This window comes from Streptomyces sp. enrichment culture (assembly GCF_964273145.1).
GTDB lineage: Bacteria > Actinomycetota > Actinomycetes > Streptomycetales > Streptomycetaceae > Streptomyces.
In genome coordinates this window covers 5,324,868-5,346,305 of sequence record NZ_OZ186873.1, presented here as the reverse complement: position 1 = coordinate 5,346,305, position 21,438 = coordinate 5,324,868, and the positions used below count along the sequence as shown (strand labels likewise).

Here is a 21,438-nt window from a genome sequence, read left to right as displayed (position 1 = left end):
GCGCCGCCCCGGACGGCGGACGACGAAGGGGGCCGGCCACCGTTTCCGCGGTGGCCGGCCCCCTTCGTCGCGTGCCGGCCTCAGCTCCGCCCGGACACCGCCGGTGCCTCGTCGCCGGCCGCGTCCGCCGTGACGGGCGCGGCGGACGCGGCGGCCGTCTCCGGGGACGCCCCTCGCGCGTGCCGCAGCAGGAACAGGGAGACCACCGCCATGAGGAGCAGCAGCCCGGCCGCGGTCCAGGAGGCGGCGCGCAGACCGTGAGCGAACGACTCTCGTGCCACGGCGAGCAGTTCGTCCCCGGCGCGGGCGGGCAGGTGACGGGATGCCTCCACGGCGCCGCCGAGGGTGTCCCGCGCGGAGCGCACCGCGTCCGACGGCAGGTCCGCCGGTACCCGCCCGGCGACGTCGTCGCGGTACACCGCGGTGCCGATGGAGCCGAGGATGGCGACGCCGAAGGCGCCGCCGAACTCGGTGGCGGTCTGGGAGAGTCCGGAGACGGACCCGGCACGGTCCGGCGGGGCGGTGGCGATCACCAGGTCGGAGGTGGTGGTCATGACGAGGGTGATGCCGGCCGACATGACGACGGTGCCGGTCACGAGCGTCCCGACGCCGGAGTCGGCGTGCAGCTGGGCGAGCACCCCGTACCCGAGCGCCCCGGTCACCAGGCCGCAGGTCACCACCACACCCGGACGCACGAAGCGGGCCAGCACGGGACCGAGCCCTGAACTGACCAGTGCGGCACCCGCGGCGGGCAGCGCCCACAGGCCCGCCCGCAACGGGCCGAAGCCGAGCACCATCTGGAGGTACTGGGCGGTGAAGAGGCCCGAGCCGACCAGGGAGAAGATGGCGAGCACACTGGTCGCGACGGACGCGCTGAACGCCCGGTCGCCGAAGAGCCGCACGTCCAGGAGGGGTTCGGCGAGCGTGTGCTGGCGTCGCAGGAAGTACCAGCCGACGGCGAGACCCGCGGCGATCGCGGCCACGGGCACGGCGCCCGGCCCCTTCTCGGCGATGCGCTGGATGCCGTAGACGGCGGGCAGCACGGCGGCCAGCGAGAGGGCGGCACTGAACAGGTCGAACCTGGCGGGCTCCGCCGCCTTGGACTCCGGCAGCAGCAGCGATCCGAGGACCAGCAGCAGCACCATCACGGGCAGGTTGACCAGGAAGACCGAGCCCCACCAGAAGTGTTCGAGGAGTACGCCGCCGAGGAGCGGGCCGAGGATGGCCCCGCCGGCGAACGCCCCGGTCCACACGGCGATGGCGGTCCTGCGCTGCCCGTCGTCGCGGAACATGGTGCGGATCAGCGACAGGGTGGCCGGCATCAGGGTGGCGCCGCCGAGCCCGAGCAGGGCGCGGCTCGCGATCAGCATCTCGGGGCTGGAGGCGAGGGCGGCCACCGCGGAGGCCGCGCCGAAGACGACGGCGCCGCCCATGAGCAGCCGCTTGTGGCCCGTCCGGTCGCCGAGCGCGCCCATCGTCAGGAGCAGCCCGGCGAGGACGAAGGGGTAGATGTTGACGATCCAGAGGAGCTGCGCGCTGCTGGGGGCCAGCTCGGCGCTGACGAACGGCAGCGCGTAGGACAGGACCTGCATGTCGAGCGAGACCAGCAGGACCGCGATGATGAGGACGGCGAGTCCCGTCCACTGTTTTCGCCCGGCTCTGGGGGGCGCGTGGACGGGCGCCGCCGTGGGATGGCTCATGGGGTACTCCGCTCCTGCTTCGCCGACGGGTGCCGCGCCTCCGCGTTCAGGTAGGCCAGTACCGCCAGCACACGGCGGTTGTCGTCCCCGGACACGGTGAGGCCCAGCTTCGAGAAGATGCTGTTGGTGTGCTTGCTGACCGCCTTTTCGGAGACGAACATCCGCGCGGCGATGGCCGCGTTGGAGCGGCCTTCGGCCATCAGGCCGAGCACCTCGCGCTCCCGCTCGGTCAGGCTGTGCACCGGGCTGGTCTCGGTGTTGTGCTTGGTCATCAGCTCGGAGACCACCTTGGGGTCCATCACGGTCCCTCCGGAGGCGACCTGTTTGACCATGTCGACGAAGCGGCGCACGTCGAAGACGCGGTCCTTGAGCAGGTAGCCGACACCGCCGTTCTGGTCGGACAGCAGCTCCCGCGCGTACATCTGCTCCACGTGCTGGGACAGCACCAGGATCGGCAGGCCCGGCACCTGCGCGCGGGCCTGGACGGCGGCCTGAAGTCCCTCGTCGGTGAAGGTGGGGGGCAGCCGCACGTCGACGATGGCGACGTCGGGACGGTGGGTGAGCAGAGCCCGCAGCATCGCCGGGCCGTTGTCCACCGCCTCGATCACCTCGAAGTCGTGTGCGGTCAGGAGTTGTACCAGTCCCTCCCGCAGCAGGGCCAGGTCCTCCGCGATCACAACTCGCACGGGAGCTCCATCGTCACTAGGGTCGGTCCGCCCATCGGGCTGTCTATGTCGAGTTTTCCGTCGAAGGACGCCAGCCGGCGCTGGAGGCCGCGCAGGCCGCTGCCGCCCTCGGCCTCGGCGCCGCCGCGCCCGTTGTCGCCGATCTCGGCGCGAAGGCGGCCGTCGGCGTACCAGAGCCGGATGCTGACGCGGTTCGCGCCGCTGTGCTTGGTGACGTTGGCGAGCGCCTCGGCGATCACGAAGTAGGTGGCGGACTCGATCGGCGGCTGGGGCCGTCCGGGCAGGTCGATGTGGACCTCGACGGGGATGGCCAGGGCCATCGCGAGCGCCCGGACGGCGCCGTCGAGTCCGCGCTCGGCGAGCACCGGCGGGTGGATGCCGCGCACCAGGTCGCGCAGTTCGCTGAGCGCCTGGCTGCTGGACTCCATGGCCTCGGCGAGGAGTTGGCGCACCAGTTCGGGGTTGGTCTCCAGTTGCGTGTCGGCGAGCCCGAGCTTCATGCCGAGCGCCACGAGACGGGCCTGCGCCCCGTCGTGCAGGTCCCGCTCGATCCGGCGCAGCTCGGCGGCCTGTGCCTCCGCCGCCTCGGACCTGGTCTCGGTCAGCTCCTCCACGCGCAGGGCGAGGCGGGCGTTGCGGGTGGGCGCGAGCAGGGCCCGGTTGAAGCGGATGTACAGCCGCCCCAGCGCCGGCGCGATCAGCAGGCCGGTCACCACGAGGAGGAAGCCCTGCGGGATGGCGAGGTTGGCGTCGCCCTGGTCGGTGATGAACCAGGTGGCGCCGAACCCCCAGTGCGGGCCCATGCTCTGCCAGAGGAACGGCGTGACGAACATGCCGTTGAGGCCGTAGGCGACGAGGGACACCGGCAGCAGCCCGAGGACGAGGCCCACGGGGGCGTCGAGCAGCATCCACAGGATGTCCCGCCAGGTGGCGGGGTCGGAGAGCAGCCGGCGGCAGTGGGTGAAGGTGCCCGCAGTGTCGTAGGCACCGTCGACGGTGGTCCGCCGGTAGGGGGTGTCGATGGTCTCGCCCGTCCACTCCCGGGCGGTGCGCCGGTGGAAGTCGGCGAGACCGCGCACGGCGGTCATGACGACCGGCAGGACGAGGAACCCTATGCCGATCGCCATGGCGGCGAAGGTGGTGACCGTGACGGTCAGCAGGACGACGCTCCCGGCCTGGGAGAGTACGGCGACCAGCAGTCCCCGCATGCACCAGCGCAGCCGCTCCGCGAGCCCGCGCCGTTTCGGTGACCGTGCGGTCCCAACCCTGTCCAACTGCCCCAGCCTCCTGTGCTCCACGGCCGCCCGCGTCGAGTGAAGGATCGCATGCCGGCGCCGGCCGGGCGGTGGGGATCGGTCCCGGTCGGGGGTAGGGATTCCTCCACCCCGGTTGTGGAAGAAGACCCATCGGCGCGCACCCCTGCCCGTCCCTAGCGTGGACAACGTGATCGCGGCCCCCACGCGACAGGTTCAGGGAGTGTGAATGGACACCACCATCGCTGTAGACGACACGGTACGGCTCGAAGCCGTCCACAAGGTGTACGGCCAGGGCGCCAACTCGGTGACGGCCCTCAACGGCGTCAGCCTGGCCTTCCAGCGCGGCAGTTTCACCGCCGTGATGGGTCCGTCCGGCTCGGGCAAGAGCACCTTCCTGCACTGCGCGGCGGGACTCGACCGGCCGACCTCGGGCACCGTCCTGCTGGACGGCGAGGACCTCGGTGACTACGACGAGACGACACTGGCGAAGATGCGGCGCGAACGCATCGGCTTCATCTTCCAGGCGTTCAACCTGCTGCCCGCCCTGTCCGTGACACAGAACGTCACCCTGCCGCTGAAGCTCGCGGGGCGGCGCCCCGACCGCAAGCGGGTGGCGGAGATCATCGAGCGGGTGGGGCTCGGCGACCGCAGGAACAACCGGCCCGCCCAGCTGTCCGGCGGCCAGCAGCAGCGCGTGGCGATCGCCCGCGCCCTGGTGACCGGACCCGCGGTGGTCTTCGCCGACGAGCCGACCGGCGCGCTCGACACCCGTACCGCCCGCGAGGTGCTGCTGCTGATGCAGGAGTCCGTGCGGGCGCTGCGGCAGACCATCGTCATGGTGACGCACGACCCGGTGGCCGCGTCCTACGCGGACCGGGTGGTCTTCCTCGCCGACGGCCGGTTCGTGGGGGACCTCTACCACCCGACGGCCGAGGCGGTCGCCGAGCGCATGACCCGCCTGGGCGCGTGGGCCGACGAGGCGCCCGCCGTGCACGGCCGGCAGTCCACCGCGGCCGGAGGCATGTACTGATGTTGTCCCTGGCACTGCACACGCTGCGGTTCCGCCTCGGTGGATTCGTGGCCACCTTCATCGCCATGTTCTTCGGCGCGGCCCTCATCATGGCCTGCGGCGGGCTCATGGAAAGCGGCGTCCGCGACGCGGTGCCGGCCCAGCGGTTCGCCGCGGCCCCCATCGTGGTGGCGGGCGACCAGGAGTACGACGGCTCCCAGCTCAGCGAGCGGGTGCGGCTCGGCCAGGCGCAGGTGCGCGCGGTCGAGGACGTGGCCGGGGTGGAACGGGCGGTCACCGACGTGTCCTTCCCGGTGGCCGTCGTCCGCGACGGCCGCCCGGTCACTCCCCTGTCCGACGGCGCCGCCGGCGACGAGCACCGCCAGCTCGGCCACGGCTGGAGCTCCGCCCAGCTCACCCCCTATACCCTCACGGCCGGAGCGCGGCCCGGCGCGGTGGGCGACGTGGTGCTCGACACCGGTCTCGCCGAGCGGGCCGGCGCGGACGTGGGCGACCGGGTGCGCATCGTCGCCACCGGCCGTACCCAGGAGTACCGGCTCACCGGCATCGTCGAGCAGTCCGGCGGGCGTACGGCGTCCCGGCCCGCGGTGTTCTTCAGCGACGGGCAGGCCGCGGCCCTGCGCGGCGACGACACCGTGGACGCGATCGGGGTGCTGCCCGCGTCGGACACGGACACCGCCGAGCTGCGCGACCGGATCGACAAGGCGCTGGACGGTGCCGCCGTGACGCTGACCGGCGACAACCGGGGGCTCGCGGAGTTCCCCCAGGCCGCCGCCGGCCAGCAGAACCTGATCATGCTTTCCGCGATCTTCGGCGGCTGGGCGATCCTGGTCGCCATGTTCGGGGCGTCCTCGACGCTGGGCCTGACGGTGCAGCAGCGGCAGCGTGAGATGGCCCTGCTGAAGGCGATCGGCACCACCCCGTCCCAACTGCGCCGCATGATCCTCAGCGAGACGCTGGTGATCTCCGTCCTGGCCTCGGTGCTCGGCTGCCTGCCGGGCGCGCTGCTCAGCGGCCTCCTCTTCGACAAGCTGGTCGACGCCGGGATCATCTCGGGCGCCGTCGAGTTCCGGCAGAGCCTGGCGCCCGCGGTCGTCGCCGTGGTGGCCTCGCTGCTGGCGTCGGTCGGCGCCGCGTACATCACCGCCCGCAAGATCGCCGGAACCCGGGCCACCGACGCCCTGGCGAGCAGCGCCACCGAGGGCCGCTGGCTGACCCGTACCCGGATCGTGCTGTCGGTGCTCTTCCTCGCCGGCGGTGCCGGCATGGCCGTCATGACCGTGACGATGATGGAAGGTGACCTGACGGCCAGCACGGCGGGCCCCGCCTGCATCATGTGGGCCATCGGCCTGGCGCTGCTCGCCCCCGGTTTCACCAAGGCGATCGTGTGGCTGCTGCAGGGCCCGATGCGCGCGCTGACCGGACTCACCGGGTACATGGCGGTGCTCAACGCCCGTGCCCACACCATCCGTCTGGCCTCGACCATCACCCCGATCATCCTGCTGACCGGCGTCGCCACCGGCACCCTGTACATGCAGCAGATCGAGGACGCCTCCAACCGGGCCGCGCACAACGGGGTGCTGCGCACCGACGACGTGCTGACCGCCAGGGCCGGCGGGTTCGCTCCCGGCACCCTCGACCGGGTGCGGCAGGTGCCGGGCGTCGACGCGGCCTCCTCCTACGTGACCAGCACCGGTTTCGTGCAGAGCCCCGAGGACGCCGAGCAGACCGGCGACGGCCGGCCGCTGCAGGGCGTCGACGACGCGGGGAACCTCACGGTGCGGGCCGCCACCGGGTCGCTGTCGAACCTGCGCGGCGACAGCGTCGCGCTGACCGTCGAGCACGCCGAGTCCCTGGGCCGCGGGGTCGGCGACACCGTCACCCTCAGGCTCGGCGACGGCACCCCGGTCACGGTGAAGGTGGTGGCCACCTACCAGCCGGAGGGCGAGACGACGGCGCTGCTGATGCCCGCCCCGCTGCTGGCGGCGCACACCACCGACGGGGTCGCCGGGCAGATCCTGGTGCACCACGCCGCGGGGGCCGATCCCGCCGAGGTGACCGCCGCGGTGACCGCGCTCGTCAAGGACCAGCCGGGCGTCGAGGTGTCGGACAGCGGCGCGCTGACCGCCGGGCGCACCGGGGGCCAGCAGCAGCTGGCCACCATCAACTACCTGGTGGTGGGGCTGATCGTCGGCTACACCGCGATCTCCGTGGTCAACACCCTGATCGCGGCCACCGGCCGCCGCCGCCGGGAGTTCGGGCTCCAGCAGCTCACCGGCTTCACCAGGAAGCAGGTCATGGCGATGATGGGCCTGGAGAGCGTGCTCACCTCGATCGTCGGGGTGGTCCTCGGCACGGTCGCCGCGACCATCACCTTCTTCCCCTACAGCCTCGCGAAGCTGGACGAACTGGTCCCGTCCGTACCGCTGTGGATCTACTTCACGATCGTGGCCGGCGCCGTCGTGATCACCGCCGCGGCGACCCTGCTGCCGACCTGGCGGGTCACCAAGTCCCGCCCGGTGGAGGCGGCGACCGCGGCCGCGTGACGACGGCCCCGGTGCCCCTTCCCGGGCCACCGGGCGAGCCACCCGAACCACCCTGAACCGGGCGCCCCGAATCCCCCGCGGGGCGTCCCACCGGGTCCCACCGCCTGAACAGGCGGTGGGACCCTTCCCCTTCCCCCGGCCTCCCCTGGGTTGTCGCTCGGATCGCGCCGGGGACACGGGGTCCGGCACGGGCGTCCACCGCGCCGTCGTCACTCGCCGACGCTCCATGCCGTCCGTGCCGTCCGCGTCGATTCCCCCTCCGCCTCGCAGCCCCGCGCGCCGGGCCCCGCTCACCGTCGCCGGCCGACGACGCCGCTTCCCCGCGACCCGGCCCGGACAGCAGCCCCTATGCACCCCAGCTAGGGGTTGGCCCGGGGTGCGCCCGTTGAGAGGCTTGCCCGGCGGGCGCGGTCCCGCTCCGGTACGCCAACCATGTGTGAGGGGCCCCAGGTGACGAGCAGGGTTCAGGAGAAGAGCGCGTGGATTCAGCGTTTCCACCCGTCTAAGGAGGCCGGCGCCAGGCTCGTCTGCTTCCCGCACGCGGGCGGCGCCGCGACCTACTTCCATCCCGTCTCCGCGGCGCTGAGCCCGGACCTCGAGGTACTGGCCGTCCAGTACCCGGGACGCCAGGAACGCAGGGCGGAGCCCGTCGTTCGCTCCGTCGGGGAACTGGCGCGGCAGGCCACCGAGGCGATCCGTCCCTGGGCGGACCGCCCGCTGGCCCTCTTCGGCCACAGCATGGGCGCACTGGTCGCCGCCGAGGTGGCGCGGCGCCTGGCGGACGGGGGCACGCCGCCGCTCACCGTCGTCGTCTCCGGCCGCCGCTCGCCGACCAGCTTCCGTGACGAGAACGTGCACCGGCGCGACGACCGGGGCATCGTGGCCGAGATGGCCAGGCTCGGCGGCAGCGACGTCCGCGTCTTCGAGGACCCCGAGATGCGGGCCCTGCTGCTGCCGGTGATCCGCGCCGACTACGAGGCCGTGGAGACGTACCGCCACCGCCCCGGCCCGCCCCTGCCCTGCCCGCTGCTCGTCCTCCTCGGCGACAACGACCCGGTGGCGAGCGTCGAGGAGGCCCGCGGCTGGGCCGAGCACACCTCGGCCGGTTTCGAGCTGAGGACGTTCCCGGGCGGCCACTTCTACCTGAACCACCACGCTGGGGCGGTGACCGCGGCGATCCGGGACCACGTCGCGTCCCTGACCGGCCGACAGGGTTGACACGAGGCCCCCGGGTCCCGGCCGGGCGGCGGGACCTCGCCGGGCGCCCCCCGATCGGCACGGCTTCCGGGCTCCGGCGTGACGGGAGCCGGCGGCCGGACGTCGCGGCGGGCGGCTCGGGGCGCGGCGGGGGCACGCGGCCGCCGTTGCGACCGGCGCCGCTGCAGGTGAGCCGCTCGCGCGGACCGGTGAGCGGTTCGGGTCAGGTACGGGCCAGCGGGTTGGGCAGCGGCCGGTAGCGGGCGTCGGCGCCGTCCGCGCCCGTCCAGCGCAGCAGCAGGTTGGTCTTGCCGGGCAGGGTGGGCGAGGAGAGCAGGGCGGGGATCTCGGGGAGGCCGTGCCGGGCCAGCTCGCGGCGGGCGGCCGGCCAGGGGTCGAATCCCCGGTGGTGTTCGGCGAGCGCGGCGGCGATCTCGTACAGGTGGTTGACGACCAGGCAGTACACCAGCCGCTCCCAGCCGGCGGCGCGCGGGGTGTCGGCCAGCAGCTTGACGCCCTCGGCGTCCCGGAACAGCGCCTGCACCGGCGTGCCCCGCCCGTCCACGGCGACCAGCGTGTTCTGCAGGTGGGCCTCCAGGACGACGCCGTGGTCGGCGAAGGCCGCCAGGGCCGGCGGTACGACCGCGGCGAGGTACGCCCGCCACCAGGCGGCGGGGTCCGCCGCGTGTTCCAGCGGGTTGCCCGGGAAGCCCTCCACCAGCCCGGCGGCGAGCAGCGGGGTCGCGCCGGGCGCCAGGCGGTCGCGCAGCCCGCCGCGGACGACGACGGCCAGTTCCTCGAAGGCGAAGTCCGCGGTGCGGTAGCCGCGGTCGCCGAGCCAGGCCGCCGGCGGCCCGACCGCGGCGAGGGCGGCGGTCGCCGCGGCGTCGGTGCGGCGCAGCCTCAGCAGGTCGTGGCGCCACAGCCGCCGGATGTCGTTGGTGATGCGGACGTCCAGGCTGAACTTCAGGAACAGGTCCCGCCGGGGTGCGTACACGGTGCGGATCGCGGCCGTCGGCCAGACGGGGAAGGGCGTGCGGCCCAGCCGGAGCAGGCGCCCGTCGGCGAGGGCGGCGGTGAGCGCGGGGCCGGCCAGGTCGAGCTGCCAGGGGTGGACGGGCAGCAGCCGGTAACCGGGCGGGGCCGTGCCGAGGGCGTCCAGGGCCGCGGTGTCGCCCTCCTCGGCGACGGCGTCCTCGCGCACGCCGAGCAGGGGCAGCGGGAACCGGGCGTGCGCCTCGGGCGCGTACGGCAGCCAGCCGGCCTGCGGTCCGCCGCCGCGCGCCTTGGGGGCGGGGTGGTGGGGGTGGCCGGTGAGGAGGCACTGCTCGGAGACGAGGTAGGGGTCGCCGGGCGGGGCGGCGAGGTCCCTGGCGGCCAGCAGCGCGGCGACCGCGTCGCGGCTGTCGGTCATCTCGGTGGGCAGTTCGTGGTTGGGCAGGCCGGTGTGCCGGGTCAGTTCCTCGGCCGTGAGTTTCACCAGTTCGGTGTGGCCGAGGCGGTGCCAGCGGCCCGCCTCGTACGTCTCGGGCTCGGCGGGCCGCCGCCCGGCGAGCACCCGCAGCAGCCGGCCGGTGCCGGGCAGCCGGTACACCCTCCGCTCGCCGGAGCCCCGGCCGGGGAGGGGCTCGGCCACCTCCCGCAGCAGGCAGTTGAGCAGCGGCGCGGCGGCGTAGGCGTCGGCGCGCCCGGCGACGTCCGCGCCGCGGCCCCGGGCGCCGCCGTCACCCGCCGGGGTACCGACGCGGGCCGGGGTGGCGTCACCCGTGGGGTCGTCGCCGGCGGGCGGGGGCAGGAGATCCACGCGATCCACTCGTTCCCTACGGTCCGTCCATGGGCCGGGGCGGTCAGTATGTCTGGCGTCCCCGGCGTCGTGAGACCTATTCCTACCCGAGGAGTCCGCCCGTGCACCGTCCCCGCACCGCCGAGGCCGAGGTCGCCGAGGAGCTGGCCGCCGTACGGCCCGGTCTCCTCCCCCGGTACGCGGCCGAGCTGCCCGGCGCCCGCGCCGCCGTGCTGTCCCGGCTGTGGCGCGCGCTCGCGTACGAGCCGCTGCCCTGGGTCGAGCGCCGGGAACCGGGCCGGGGCTCCCTGGTGCTGCGGCTGCGGGACGGACGCCGGCTGTGCGGCCCGGCCGCCGATCCCTACCGCACCGACGCCTACGTCACCGCCGTCCGCCTCGACGGTGTCGCGTACGCCGACCCGGCGGCGCTGGTGCGGGACCTGGCCGTACCGCACGGCCCGGCCTTCGCCGCCGAACTCGGGCACAGCGCGGCCTCCACGGCACTGGCCCGGGCCGGGCAGCCGGACGACGGCCCGGCGGGCGGGCGGGCGTGGCCGCGGCGGGACTGGGAGTGGGAGCAGCGGGTCGTCGACGGGCACCCGTTCCATCCGGGCTGCCGCTCCCGCCCGGGGTTCTCGGTGGCCGAGCAACTCGCCTACGGGCCCGAGCACCGGCCGGTGGTGGAGCTGGGGCTGGTGCCGGTCCCCGCCGCGCGGTGCCTGGTGGCCGGGGAGTGGCCGCCGGAGCTGCGGGACGCGGGGCGGGTGCTGGTCCCGGTGCATCCCTGGCAGGCGGCGCACGTGCTGAAGCGGCGGGGCGGGGCCCGGCTGGCCGCGCACCCGCTGATGTCCCTGCGCACCCTGGCCCTGCCCGGCGGGCCGCACGTCAAGACGGCGCTGAGCGCCCGGCTGACCTCCTCGGTACGGGACATCTCCGTCGCCTCCGTCACCGCCTCCGCGGCCTTGTCCGCGTTCGGGGAGGAACTGGCGGCGCGCACGGACGGGCTGCTGCGCGTGACGCGCACGCTGGGCGCCGCCACCGACGGCTCGCCCGACCTGGCGGCGATGGTGCGCGAGGCGCCGGCGGTGTACGCGGCGCCGGGCGAGCACGTGCTGCCGGTGGCGGCGCTCGCCACGACCGGGCTGCCCGGCTCCGCCGCCTGGCTGGCCGCCTTCGCCCGGCTGGCCCTCGCCGCCGGGCTGCGCCTGCTGGAGCTGGGCGTGGCCCTGGAGGCGCACGGGCAGAACCTGCTGGTCGTGCTGGACGCGTCGGGCGCCCCGCGGCGACTGGTCTACCGTGACCTGGCCGACATCCGGGTCGGTCCGGCCCGCCTGGCCCGGCACGGGCTCACCGCGACCGGTCTGCCCTCGCGGATCGTCACGGACGACGAACGGGCGCTGCGCCGCAAGCTGTTCGGCTCCCTGGTGGGCGGTGCGCTGGCCGCCGCGGCCGGATCGGGCCCGGCGCTGCGGGACGCCCTGGAGACGGCCGTACGGGATCTGCCCCGCACCCCGGACCTCGTGGCGCTCCTGGACGAACCGCTGCCGGTGAAGGCGCTGACGCTGATGCGGCTGTCGCCGGGGACGGGCGGGGACCTGTGGGGCGAGCTGCCCAACCCCCTCCACGAGCCCGCGTGCTGACGGTCCGTTTTGGAGCACGGCACCGGCGCTCCATAAGATCCGCCGATGATCATAAGAAAACGGCTCGCGGCAGGCGTGGGCGCGCTGCTCGCCGCGCTGACGGCCGGGCTCGCCCTCCCGGCCGGGGCGGCGGCCGGTGAACCCGCCGGCGAGGACGCGCCGAAGGTGAACCTCGTACTCGACGTCAGCGGCTCGATGCGGGCGCGGGACATCGACGGCGGTTCCCGGATGGCCGCGGCGAAGCAGGCGTTCAACGAGGTGCTCGACGCGACGCCCGAGGAGGTGCGGCTGGGCATCCGCACCCTCGGCGCCGACTACGCGGGCGACGACCGCAAGACGGGATGCAAGGACACCGCACAGCTCTACCCGGTCGGCCCGCTGGACCGCACCGAGGCCAAGGCGGCGGTGGCGACCCTGGTGCCCACCGGCTGGACGCCGATCGGCCCCGCCCTGCTGGAGGCGGCCGACGACCTCGACGGCGGCACCGGCTCCAAGCGGATCGTGCTGATCAGCGACGGCGAGGACACCTGCGCCCCGCTCGACCCGTGCGAAGTGGCCCGCGAGATCGCCGCCAAGGGCATCGGCCTGACCATCGACACGCTCGGCCTGGTCCCCAACGCGAAGATGCGACAGCAGCTCGGCTGCATCGCCGAGGCGACCGGCGGGACGTACACCTCCGTCGAGCACACCGACGAACTGTCGGACCGGGTGAGCCAGTTGGTGGACCGGGCGGCCGATCCGGTGGTGACGCCGGTGGCCGTCGAGGGCGCGGGCAGCTGCGCGAAGGCACCGGTGCTGAAGTCCGGTCTGTACACCGACCGGGAGGAGTTCGGGCAGCAGCGCTGGTACCGCGTGGAGGTGCTGCCGGGCCAGGAGCTGCGGGCCTCGGTGAGCGTGGCCGCCGACCGGGCCGTCAACCCCTCCTACGGGGTGCTGCTGCGGGCGGTGACGGCGCACGGCCGTGAGATCGTGCGCGGCGAGGCGGCGGGCAACGGCCGCACGGACGTGATCTCGACCGGCCTGCGGTACCCGAAGGCCGAGCGGGACGACGACGGCGAGCCGGCCGCCGAGACCGTCTGCCTCCAGGTCACCCACTCCTTCTCGGCGGCCTCCGGCGTGAAGAGCACGCCCGGTCTGCCGCTGGAGCTGACGGTCGACGTCGTCGACGGCCCCGACCCGGCGGGCGACGTGGCCTCCTTCGGCCTCGGGCGCGGCTGGTGGCTGCTGGGCGTGCTCGTCCTGGCCGGCTTCCTCGCCGGTCTCCTCTGGGGCTGGCTGTCACGCTGGCGGGTCGCGGTCTGGAGGACCAACTGATGCGCATTTCCCCACGTATCCCCCTGCGTGTTCCCCGTGTACTGGGCGCCGCACTGGTGCTGCTCGGGCTCGCGGCGGCCCCCGCGGCGGCCGGCACGCCCTCCCCGGACCCGTCGGACGACGGCGGGGCGCCGGCGTTCGCGGGCACGTCGTTCCGCACGGCGACCGAGATCGAGCAGGGGCGGCGGGCCACGGCGGACGGCGCCGCCGGCGACTACCTGTACTGGTCCTTCCCCGCGGACACCGGGCAGCGCCCCACCGTGCGGGCGACGGTGAAGCTGCCCGCGGCGCACGCCGCCCAGACCTGGCGGATCGACGTGTACGACGGCCTGCGCCGCCGCCAGGCCTGCCAGTACGGCGCCCAGACCCGCACCGCGGCGGCGGGCGCCGCCTCCGTGGAGCTGGCCTGCGTGCTGCGCACGGTCCGCGCCTGGGCGGAACCGTGGGCGAACGACCCGCTGCCGGGCACGTACTACGTCCGCCTCACGGCCGTCGGCCTGCCCACGGCCGACCGGGGCCTGCCGGTCGGCGCCGAGATCCGGGTCGACGCCGAGGACGTCGGCGGGCCGGCCGCGGTGGACGGCTCCCTGGCCGAGCCGCTGGTGCCGGGCATCGCGGCGGACGACCGGGACGGCGACGGCTCCTCGGCGGTGCTGTTCGGACTGGAACCCGACGACGGGTGGTCGTCGGGCCGGTGGTCCGACCGCTGGGTGTGGACCGCGGCGGGCGGCGTGCTGGCCGCGCTGGCGGGCGTCGCCGGGTACGCGCTGACGCGCGGATCGGGGCGGCCCCCACGGGTGCCGCCGGGGGTCTGAGACCTCGCGGGAGGGTCCGCCGGAGGGCCCGACGAGGGGCCGGACGAAGGACCCCGCCGGAGGGCCCGCCGCTCACGCGCGGCGGGCCCTCCGGCCGTTCCTCACGCCTCCCGGAGCGCCTTGGCGAGCGGCCCCTCGCCCGTCACCTCGACGCGGCCCTCCTCCACGGCCCGCGCCAGGCCGGTCTCCCCGCGGCCGATCGCCGCACACGTCGCGGCGTCGAGGACCAGCCGGGCGTCGGGCTCCGCGGGGGCCGGCCCGTCGCCGTACACGGGACCTTCCGCGGCGCCGACGCGGACGTGGAAGTCCCCCTCCTCCAGCCGCACTTCGACCAGACCCTCGGCCGCGCTCCCGCCCACCGCCTCCAGCGCCCGCAGCAGCGGCAGCGCGAACCAGTGCGCCCGCACGGCGTCCGTGGGCCGCCGCTCCCCCAGCTCGGCCGCGCCCCACCTCCCGAGCGCTTGGAGGACGGGCAACAACTCCCGGCCGCGGCTGGTGAGTTCGTAGACGTAGGCGGCGCCGGGCGGTGGCAGCCGGCGGCGGGTCGCCAGCCCGTCGCGCTCCATGTCCCTCAGCCGTGAGGCCAGTACGTCCGTACTGACGCCGGGCAGGTCCGCGTGCAGGTCGGTGTAGCGCCGCGGACCGGCCAGCAGCTCACGGACGATCAGCAGGGTCCAGCGGTCGCCGACGAGGTCGAGGGCGCGGGCGGCGGAGCAGTACTGGTCGTAACTTCGGCGAGTGCGGGGTGACATGCGGCGCAGTCTAGACAAGTTGTTGGACTTTCCAAGCCCCAACTTGGTAAAACCAAGCAACACCAGATACCGGAGGGGAAGCCGCTCATGGAGTTCCGGCAGTCGAACAAGCTCAGCGAGGTCTGCTACGAGATCCGCGGCCCGGTGATAGAGCACGCCAACGCGCTGGAGGAGGCGGGCCACAGCGTCCTGCGCCTCAACACCGGCAATCCGGCCGCCTTCGGCTTCGAGGCGCCGGAGGAGATCATCCAGGACATGATCCGGATGCTGCCGCGGGCGCACGGCTACACCGACTCGCGCGGCGTCCTCTCCGCCCGCCGGGCCGTGGCCCAGCGCTACCAGACGCTCGGCCTGGAGGTCGGCGTCGACGACGTCTTCCTCGGCAACGGCGTCTCGGAGCTGGTCACCATGGCCGTACAGGCCCTGGTCGAGGACGGCGACGAAATCCTCGTCCCCGCCCCCGACTTCCCCCTCTGGACGGCGGTGACGACCCTCGCGGGCGGCAAGGCGGTCCACTACCTGTGCGACGAGCAGGCCGAGTGGAACCCGGACCTGGCCGACATGGAGTCGAAGATCACCGACCGCACCAAGGCGGTCGTGATCATCAACCCGAACAACCCGACCGGCGCGGTCTACCCCAAGGAGATCGTCGAGGGCATCCTCGACCTGGCCCGCCGCCACGGCCTGATGGTCTTCGCCGACGAGATCTACGACCAGATCCTCTACGACGGCGCCGTCCACCACTCGGCCGCCGCCCTCGCCCCCGACCTGGTGGTCCTCACCTTCTGCGGCCTGTCCAAGACGTACCGGGTGGCGGGCTTCCGCTCCGGCTGGCTGGTCGTCACCGGCCCCAAGCAGCACGCCAAGGACTACCTGGAGGGCCTGACCATGCTGGCCTCCATGCGCCTGTGCGCCAACACGCCCGCCCAGTACGCCATCCAGGCCGCCCTCGGGGGCCGCCAGTCCATCCGCGAGCTGACCGCGCCGGGCGGGCGACTGCGCGAGCAGCGCGACGTGGCGTGGGAGCGGCTCAACGAGATCCCGGGCGTGTCCTGCGTGAAGCCGAAGGGAGCGCTGTACGCCTTCCCGCGCCTCGACCCCAAGGTCCACAAGATCCACGACGACGAGAAGTTCGTCCTGGACCTGCTGCTGCGGGAGAAGATCCAGGTGGTCCAGGGCACCGGCTTCAACTGGCCCTATCCCGACCACTTCCGCATCCTGACCCTGCCCCACGCGGACACCCTGGAGGCGGCGATCGGGCGGATCGGGCGGTTCCTCGGCGGGTACCGGCAGTAGCCGCCCGGCGCCCGGCCGGCACCCCGCTCCGGTTCGTGACGGGCCCCCTGTGCCGGCCGGGCACGGAGCACGGGCGGCCGGGAGGCGGATGCCGGAGTGCCGGACCGTGCGCTGGGCGGTGCCGGCGTCCCCGTCCCCCCGGTTGGCCAGAGTGCTCCACGCCGAACGGCGCCGTCGGCGGTACGCGACGCCGTTGTCCGGTCCCTGTCCGGAAGTGTCCGGGCGGCGGCGCGTGACCTCGGGAACCGGTGGGGAGTTGGGTCCGGGCGGCACAGGGAGGTGTCGGGCATGGACGTGACGGGGCAGGGACCGCGGTGCGTCGACGGGACGGAACCGTACGGCGGGGACGACGAGTCGGCGGCCGTCCTGCGGACGGTCGGCAGGGTCGTCAAGATGTGCCGGGAGCGGGCGGGGATGACCCAGGCCGAGCTGGGCGCGGCGATCGGTTACAGCGAGGAGCAGGTGTCGTCGGTGGAGCGGGGGCGGCGGGCGCCGAAGGGGCCGTTCCTGGAGGGGGCGGACCGGGTCCTCCGGACGGGCGGGATGATCCTCGGGCTGAGGAAGGACGTGGAGGAGGCCCGGTATCCGAAGAAGGTGCGGGACCTGGCCAAGCTGGAGGCGGAGGCCGTCGAGATCTGCGCCTACGACAACTCCGTGGTCAACGGGCTGTTGCAGACGGAGGAGTACCTGCGGGCGGTCTTCGGCACGCGGCGCCCGGTGTTCTCCGAGGATGAGCTGGAGCGGCGGGTGGCAGCGCGTCTGGCCCGCCAGGCCGTCATCGGCAGCGAGCAGATGATCCCCTCGTTCAGCTTCATCCACGACGAGGCAACCTTGCGCCGATGCATCGGGGGCACAATGGTGCTGCGCCGACAGCTCGAACGATTGTTGGAGATCGGCCAGATGCGGAACGTGGAGATCCAGGTGCTCCCGCTGGACTGTGAGGACAACTCCGGTCTCGACGGCCCTTTTCACCTGCTGAGGCTTCGGGAGGGCAAGACCGTGGGGCACAACGAGGTGCAGCTGACCAGCCGACTGATCTCTGATCCCAAGGAGGTCCAGTTGCTCGAGCTGCGCTATGGGATCATCCGGGCTCAGGCCCTGACCCCACGGGAGTCGCTGGCCTTCATCGAGAAACTCCTTGGAGAGACATGAGCATGAAGTCCTCGGCCGGTGACAGCTTGGAGCTGGAGTGGTTCAAGAGCAGCCACAGCAACCCTGACGGCGCGGCCTGCGTCGAGGTCGCCTCCACCCCCGGCACCATCCACATACGCGACTCGAAGTACGGGCAGGGCCCCCGGCTCGCCTTCGGGACGGAGCAGTGGGCCGCCTTCGTCTCGTACGCCGCCGATCACTGACGTACGGCCCGCCGCGCCCCGCGTCCGGTCCCGTACCGGCCGCGGGGCGTCGGCGCGACCCGCCAGGCACCGAGGAAGGAGCACGCCGTGACACGACCGCCGACCGCCGCCCAGCGGCGTGTCATCGACGCCGCCGATCCCGTCACGGGGCGGCTGCGGGGGACGCGGGCGCAGCTCGCGGCGCTGGTGGAGCGGGGGCTGGCCTTCCGGCATCCGCGGCCACCGCACGACCACTACCTGACGCCGGCCGGGCACCGGGTGCGCGAGGCCGGGAACGCCGGGGCCGGGGAGCCGTCCGGGCCCGCCGGGCAGGGGGCCGCCGCGACCGCCGACGGCGTGTTCGCCGCGCGGGTCGGCGGTGAGGAGGAGGTGCCGGGCGCGGTGGGGCCCGCGCGACTGCGCGAGGTGCGCGGTGCCTGGCAGGGGCTGCTGGAGCTGCGCCGGATGACCAACGCCGACGGGGCGACGGACCGGCCGTGCGGCTGGGAGCGGTCGCACCTGGTGCAGGCCGCCGCGCTCGCCCTGGAGGCGGCCGGCCACCGTCCGGCCGGCCCGGACGGCCTCGGCGGCTACCGGGTGCGGGCGACCCCGCAGCCGGACGCCGTGGCCGTGCACGAGCCCGACGGGGCGGCGCTGCGGGCCTGCGCGGCCACCTTGGAGCGGGCGGGGTGGCACGTCGGTGAGCACGCGGAGCCGCGGACGAGGGACCGTTACCTGCTGGCGTCCCCGCGCAAGGTGTGACGGTCCGTCGTGTCAGGATCGGCCGGTCGGAAGGTCCACGACGTCGTCGAGAGGCAGCAGCCGTGAGCGAGCCGTTTTCCGTACCGGTGACCGTGCGCGGGTACGAGACCGATGTGCAGGGTCACCTCAACCAGGCCGTGTATCTCAACTACGCGGAGCACGCCCGCTGGTCGCTGCTCCAGGCGGCCGGGATCCGGCAGGCGGACCTCATGGCCCGGGGCGTGGGCCCGGTGGTGCTGGAGACCACCGTCCGCTACCGGCGGGAGCTGCTCGCCGGTGACGAGGTGGAGGTGAGCTGCGGCTTCGAATGGGGCGAGGGCAAGACGTTCCGGATCCGGCAGACGATCCGCAAGGCGGACGGCACGGTGGCGGCCGAGATCGAGGCGGTCGGCGGACTGCTGGACCTGCGGGAGCGCCGGCTGGTGGCCGATCCGCGACGGCGGTTCGAGGAACTGGCCGCCGATCCCGGCCTGTTCGGACTCCGGCGCTCCGACGACAGTTCGTGTCCTGAGCCGCGTTCCCGGTAGTGGCAGCGGCGGGCGACGGCCTGTCGGTGTCTTCCCCGCGCGGGCCTGCCCGCTGTGGGGATCACTCATGTCCCGGGTGAGGAACGGGGCTGGCCGACGAGACCACCGGGACGGCCTGCCCCACGGGCGGGCAGCGGAGGACGCGGACGGGACGGCGCACTCCCGACGCGGTGCCGGAAGTACGCCGCCTCGGAGCGGGACGAGCCGTGGGCCACGGCTCCCGGGCGGTCGGCCGGTCCTTCTGCCGTTACTCCGGGTCGCGGCCGGACCGTGGGTTCGTTGAGCACTGGCAACAGCGTCTCCCCACGGGTTCCGGAGTCAGCTGGTGATCACCCGGACCGCGAGTGCCGACCGGAGACGTCGGCATTGCCGAGGGGGTGGCGGGAAAAGGGGAGGCGGGTGCCGGCGGGTCGTTGACAGGATGTCCGCGCCCACCTCTTGAGGGAAAGGACCCGACGACCGTGGCTCGTGCCGTCACGCTGATCCGCTCCGCCTCCCTGTCCGACATCGCCGAGTACGCCTATGCGGCCACGGCGCCCGCCGACTCCCGCCTGATCTTCCTCGCCGGGGCGTGTCCCCTCAACGACGACGGCTCGACGGCAGCGATCGGGGACTACGCGGGTCAGGCATCGAAAGCGATCGAGAACATGCGGGCCGCTCTCGCTGCCTCCGGCGCGTCACTCCAGGACGTCATCAGCACCAGGGTTCTCGTCGCATCGGCCCGGCGGGAGGATCTGGTGGCTGCCTGGGAGGTGGTCCGGGACTCGTTCGCCGACCATGACGTCCCCAGCACCTTGATGGGCGTCACCGTGCTCGGCTATGAGGACCAGCTCGTCGAGATCGAGGCCGTGGCCGCGGTGCTCGACTCCTGAGGCCCATGGCCCACCGCGGCGACCGAGCCGGCCGGACCGGAAGTACCTGACGGGAGCACCACGAACGCGCGATGGCCGGCCTCCCGTCAGGGCGGCCGGCCATCGCGGCAGGCGGAGTCGATCGCGGCGTCGGCGGCCCGCTCGGTCAGGCCTCGCCGGCGGGGCACGGTCACCGCGCTTCCCCCTCACGGTGGCCGCTGCCGCTGGTGCGGCACCTGCGCGCGAGGGGTTTGGCCGGGCGCCGGGGAGGCCTCCCCGGCGCGGCTCAGTGCGCGGACGCCGGCCGTACCCCCTTGATCTCCTCCCCCGCCTCCATCGGATGGGTCACGTCCTGCGCGTCCCGGCCCTTGCCGATGTGGTTGAAGACCAGGTTCAGCAGGACGGCGGCCACGCAGCCGGTGGAGATGCCCGAGTCCAGGATGATCTTCGCGGTCTCCGGGAAGGAGTGGTAGAACTCCGGCTCGGTGATCGGGATGATGCCGACGGCCAGGGAGACCGCCACGATCAGGACGTTGTTGTCCTTGTCCAGGCCGGCCCGCACCAGGGTCTGGATGCCGCTGGCCGCGACCGAGCCGAAGAGGACGACGCCCGCGCCGCCGAGGACCGGGCGCGGTACGACGGCGATGAGCGAGGCGGCGATCGGGCACAGGCCCATCAGGATCAGGAAGCCGCCGCCGGCCGCGACGACGAACCGGCTGCGGATGCGGGTCATCGCCACCAGGCCGATGTTCTGCGCGAAGGCGCTGCACATGAAGCCGTTGAACAGCGGGCTGAGCGCGGAGCCGAGGGTGTCGGCGCGCAGTCCGGCGGCGATGGTCCTCTCGTCGGCCGGGCGTTCGACGATCTCGCCGAGGGCCAGCATGTCGGCGGTGGACTCGGTCATGGAGACGACCATGACGACGCACATGGACACGATCGCGGCGATCTGGAACTGGGGCGCGCCGAAGTGGAACGGGGTCGGGAAGCCGACGACGTCCGCGTCGGCGACCGGCCCGAAGTCGGTGACGCCGAAGGGGATCGCGACGAGCGTGCCCGCGACCAGGCCCAGCAGGACGGCGATCTGCTTGACGAAGCCGCGGGTGAAGCGGCGCAGGAGCAGGACGATGACCAGGGTGACGGCCGCGAGGCCCAGGTTGGTCCCCGAGCCGAAGTCGTCCGCCGCGGGGCTGGGGCCCTGGGCCCAGCCGAAGGCGACGGGCAGCAGGGAGACGCCGATCAGGGTGATGACGGTGCCGGTGACCACCGGCGGGAAGAAGCGGACCGCCTTGCTGAAGAAGGGGGCGGCGAGGAAGCCGAGGACGCCGGCGACGACGACCGCGCCGAAGATGACCGGCAGGGCGTCGGACTTGTCGTCGGTGGAGGCGACGATCGCCGTCATGGGGGCGACGCCGGCGAAGGTGACCCCGTTGACGAAGGGCAGGCGGGCGCCGATCTTCCAGACCCCGAGGGTCTGGAGGAGGGTGGCGAGGCCCGCGGTGAACAGGCAGGCGCCGGTGAGGAACGTCAGTTCGACGCCGGAGAGGCCCACGGCCGCGCCGACGATCAGGGGCGGGGCGACGACTCCCGCGTACATGGCGGCCACGTGCTGCAGGCCCGTGGTCGCCATCTTCACGGGTGGGAGCTTCTCGTCTACGGGGTGGTCGGCCACGGCGGCTCTCCTCCGGTCGGTTACACGTCTCCGTCGACGTGGGTGTCATGGAGGTGGTGCGGGTGGTCATGGGGGGTTTCCTCCCCCTGCTCGACGAGCGGAGCCGAGAGTGCGGGGAGGGACCGGGACGGGCCGTTCGGGAGAACGGGAACCGTGCCGGGGCGCGCGCGTCCACGCGCGCCCCGGGGACGGCCGCCGCGGACCCCGCTCGGGTCCGCGGCTGCCGGCCGGGAGCCGTCCCTCCCGGCCGGTGACCGAGTGCCGTACCGGGGTACGGGGT

At 73.9% G+C, this 21,438-nt stretch carries 18 protein-coding genes; 12 read left to right on the top strand and 6 right to left on the bottom strand.

Annotated elements, in window-relative coordinates; genetic code table 11:
* Positions 1-80: 80 nt before the first annotated feature.
* The 3 genes from ACSU6Z_RS24015 to ACSU6Z_RS24005 are packed head-to-tail and all read right to left on the bottom strand — an operon-like array spanning position 81 to position 3,660.
* Complete coding sequence (locus tag ACSU6Z_RS24015) at positions 81-1,700, bottom strand: MFS transporter (protein ID WP_437048629.1); 1,620 nt, start codon at positions 1,698-1,700, stop codon at positions 81-83.
* Positions 1,697-2,386 (bottom strand): response regulator transcription factor, encoded by a 690-nt coding sequence (locus tag ACSU6Z_RS24010; protein WP_437048628.1) that lies wholly within the window; start codon positions 2,384-2,386, stop codon positions 1,697-1,699. The genes ACSU6Z_RS24015 and ACSU6Z_RS24010 overlap by 4 nt, the downstream gene beginning before the upstream one ends.
* A complete protein-coding gene (locus ACSU6Z_RS24005; RefSeq protein WP_437048626.1) occupies positions 2,374-3,660 on the bottom strand; it encodes a sensor histidine kinase in 1,287 nt (428 codons plus the stop codon). The genes ACSU6Z_RS24010 and ACSU6Z_RS24005 overlap by 13 nt, the downstream gene beginning before the upstream one ends.
* A 208-nt stretch (positions 3,661-3,868) precedes the next feature.
* Between ACSU6Z_RS24005 and ACSU6Z_RS24000 the strand changes: the two genes are divergently transcribed.
* The 3 genes from ACSU6Z_RS24000 (at position 3,869) to ACSU6Z_RS23990 (ending at position 8,436) form a co-directional block, all read left to right on the top strand.
* Complete coding sequence (locus ACSU6Z_RS24000) at positions 3,869-4,672, top strand: ABC transporter ATP-binding protein (RefSeq protein WP_437048625.1); 804 nt, start codon at positions 3,869-3,871, stop codon at positions 4,670-4,672.
* A complete protein-coding gene (locus ACSU6Z_RS23995) occupies positions 4,672-7,218 on the top strand; it encodes an FtsX-like permease family protein (RefSeq protein ID WP_437048624.1) in 2,547 nt (848 codons plus the stop codon). The genes ACSU6Z_RS24000 and ACSU6Z_RS23995 overlap by 1 nt, the downstream gene beginning before the upstream one ends.
* A 450-nt stretch (positions 7,219-7,668) precedes the next feature.
* Positions 7,669-8,436, top strand: coding sequence for a thioesterase II family protein (locus tag ACSU6Z_RS23990; RefSeq protein WP_437048622.1), 768 nt, complete (start codon positions 7,669-7,671; stop codon positions 8,434-8,436).
* Positions 8,437-8,638: 202 nt separating this feature from the next.
* On the opposite strand, the gene ACSU6Z_RS23985 is transcribed toward ACSU6Z_RS23990, so the two are convergent.
* A complete protein-coding gene (locus tag ACSU6Z_RS23985; protein ID WP_437048621.1) occupies positions 8,639-10,228 on the bottom strand; it encodes an IucA/IucC family protein in 1,590 nt (529 codons plus the stop codon).
* Positions 10,229-10,320: 92 nt separating this feature from the next.
* On the opposite strand from ACSU6Z_RS23985, the gene ACSU6Z_RS23980 reads away from it, so the two are divergent.
* The 3 genes from ACSU6Z_RS23980 to ACSU6Z_RS23970 are packed head-to-tail and all read left to right on the top strand — an operon-like array spanning position 10,321 to position 13,967.
* Positions 10,321-11,838: an IucA/IucC family protein gene (locus ACSU6Z_RS23980; protein ID WP_437048619.1), complete on the top strand. Its 1,518-nt coding sequence runs from the start codon at positions 10,321-10,323 to the stop codon at positions 11,836-11,838.
* A gap of 45 nt (positions 11,839-11,883) precedes the next feature.
* A complete protein-coding gene (locus ACSU6Z_RS23975) occupies positions 11,884-13,152 on the top strand; it encodes a VWA domain-containing protein (protein WP_437048617.1) in 1,269 nt (422 codons plus the stop codon).
* Positions 13,152-13,967 carry a hypothetical protein gene (locus tag ACSU6Z_RS23970; RefSeq protein WP_437048615.1) on the top strand — a complete coding sequence of 272 codons (816 nt, stop codon included), beginning with the start codon at positions 13,152-13,154 and terminating at the stop codon, positions 13,965-13,967. The genes ACSU6Z_RS23975 and ACSU6Z_RS23970 overlap by 1 nt, the downstream gene beginning before the upstream one ends.
* Positions 13,968-14,068: 101 nt before the next feature.
* Here ACSU6Z_RS23970 and ACSU6Z_RS23965 read toward each other — a convergent pair whose 3' ends face one another.
* Positions 14,069-14,719, bottom strand: a complete 651-nt coding sequence (locus tag ACSU6Z_RS23965) for a winged helix-turn-helix transcriptional regulator (RefSeq protein ID WP_437048613.1) — start codon at positions 14,717-14,719, stop codon at positions 14,069-14,071.
* Positions 14,720-14,806: 87 nt separating this feature from the next.
* Here ACSU6Z_RS23965 and ACSU6Z_RS23960 point away from each other — a divergent pair, with 87 nt between their 5' ends.
* The 6 genes from ACSU6Z_RS23960 to ACSU6Z_RS23935 all read left to right on the top strand — a co-directional run bounded on the left by ACSU6Z_RS23960 (position 14,807) and on the right by ACSU6Z_RS23935 (position 19,510).
* Positions 14,807-16,015: a pyridoxal phosphate-dependent aminotransferase gene (locus tag ACSU6Z_RS23960; RefSeq protein ID WP_437048611.1), complete on the top strand. Its 1,209-nt coding sequence runs from the start codon at positions 14,807-14,809 to the stop codon at positions 16,013-16,015.
* Between the two features lie 288 nt (positions 16,016-16,303).
* Positions 16,304-17,167 carry a helix-turn-helix domain-containing protein gene (locus ACSU6Z_RS23955; RefSeq protein ID WP_437048610.1) on the top strand — a complete coding sequence of 288 codons (864 nt, stop codon included), beginning with the start codon at positions 16,304-16,306 and terminating at the stop codon, positions 17,165-17,167.
* Positions 17,164-17,370, top strand: a complete 207-nt coding sequence (locus ACSU6Z_RS23950) for a DUF397 domain-containing protein (protein ID WP_437048609.1) — start codon at positions 17,164-17,166, stop codon at positions 17,368-17,370. The genes ACSU6Z_RS23955 and ACSU6Z_RS23950 overlap by 4 nt, the downstream gene beginning before the upstream one ends.
* 87 nt (positions 17,371-17,457) lie before the next feature.
* Positions 17,458-18,111, top strand: a complete 654-nt coding sequence (locus ACSU6Z_RS23945; RefSeq protein WP_437048607.1) for a hypothetical protein — start codon at positions 17,458-17,460, stop codon at positions 18,109-18,111.
* A gap of 62 nt (positions 18,112-18,173) precedes the next feature.
* Positions 18,174-18,638: an acyl-CoA thioesterase gene (locus ACSU6Z_RS23940; RefSeq protein ID WP_437048605.1), complete on the top strand. Its 465-nt coding sequence runs from the start codon at positions 18,174-18,176 to the stop codon at positions 18,636-18,638.
* 461 nt (positions 18,639-19,099) lie between these two features.
* Positions 19,100-19,510: a RidA family protein gene (locus tag ACSU6Z_RS23935; protein ID WP_437048604.1), complete on the top strand. Its 411-nt coding sequence runs from the start codon at positions 19,100-19,102 to the stop codon at positions 19,508-19,510.
* 265 nt (positions 19,511-19,775) lie between these two features.
* Here the strand turns inward: ACSU6Z_RS23935 and ACSU6Z_RS23930 are convergent, their stop codons facing one another.
* A complete protein-coding gene (locus tag ACSU6Z_RS23930; RefSeq protein ID WP_437048602.1) occupies positions 19,776-21,158 on the bottom strand; it encodes a nucleobase:cation symporter-2 family protein in 1,383 nt (460 codons plus the stop codon).
* Positions 21,159-21,438: the final 280 nt, after the last annotated feature.

Bases quoted from the DNA above. Each gene is read 5' to 3' on its own strand.
- ACSU6Z_RS24015 (WP_437048629.1), bottom strand. From the start codon at position 1,700: ATGAGCCATCCCACGGCGGCGCCCGTCCACGCGCCCCCCAGAGCCGGG.
- ACSU6Z_RS24000 (WP_437048625.1), top strand. From the start codon at position 3,869: ATGGACACCACCATCGCTGTAGACGACACGGTACGGCTCGAAGCCGTC.
- ACSU6Z_RS23995 (WP_437048624.1), top strand. From the start codon at position 4,672: ATGTTGTCCCTGGCACTGCACACGCTGCGGTTCCGCCTCGGTGGATTC.
- ACSU6Z_RS23975 (WP_437048617.1), top strand. From the start codon at position 11,884: ATGATCATAAGAAAACGGCTCGCGGCAGGCGTGGGCGCGCTGCTCGCC.
- ACSU6Z_RS23970 (WP_437048615.1), top strand. From the start codon at position 13,152: ATGCGCATTTCCCCACGTATCCCCCTGCGTGTTCCCCGTGTACTGGGC.
- ACSU6Z_RS23965 (WP_437048613.1), bottom strand. From the start codon at position 14,719: ATGTCACCCCGCACTCGCCGAAGTTACGACCAGTACTGCTCCGCCGCC.
- ACSU6Z_RS23960 (WP_437048611.1), top strand. From the start codon at position 14,807: ATGGAGTTCCGGCAGTCGAACAAGCTCAGCGAGGTCTGCTACGAGATC.
- ACSU6Z_RS23955 (WP_437048610.1), top strand. From the start codon at position 16,304: ATGGACGTGACGGGGCAGGGACCGCGGTGCGTCGACGGGACGGAACCG.
- ACSU6Z_RS23950 (WP_437048609.1), top strand. From the start codon at position 17,164: ATGAGCATGAAGTCCTCGGCCGGTGACAGCTTGGAGCTGGAGTGGTTC.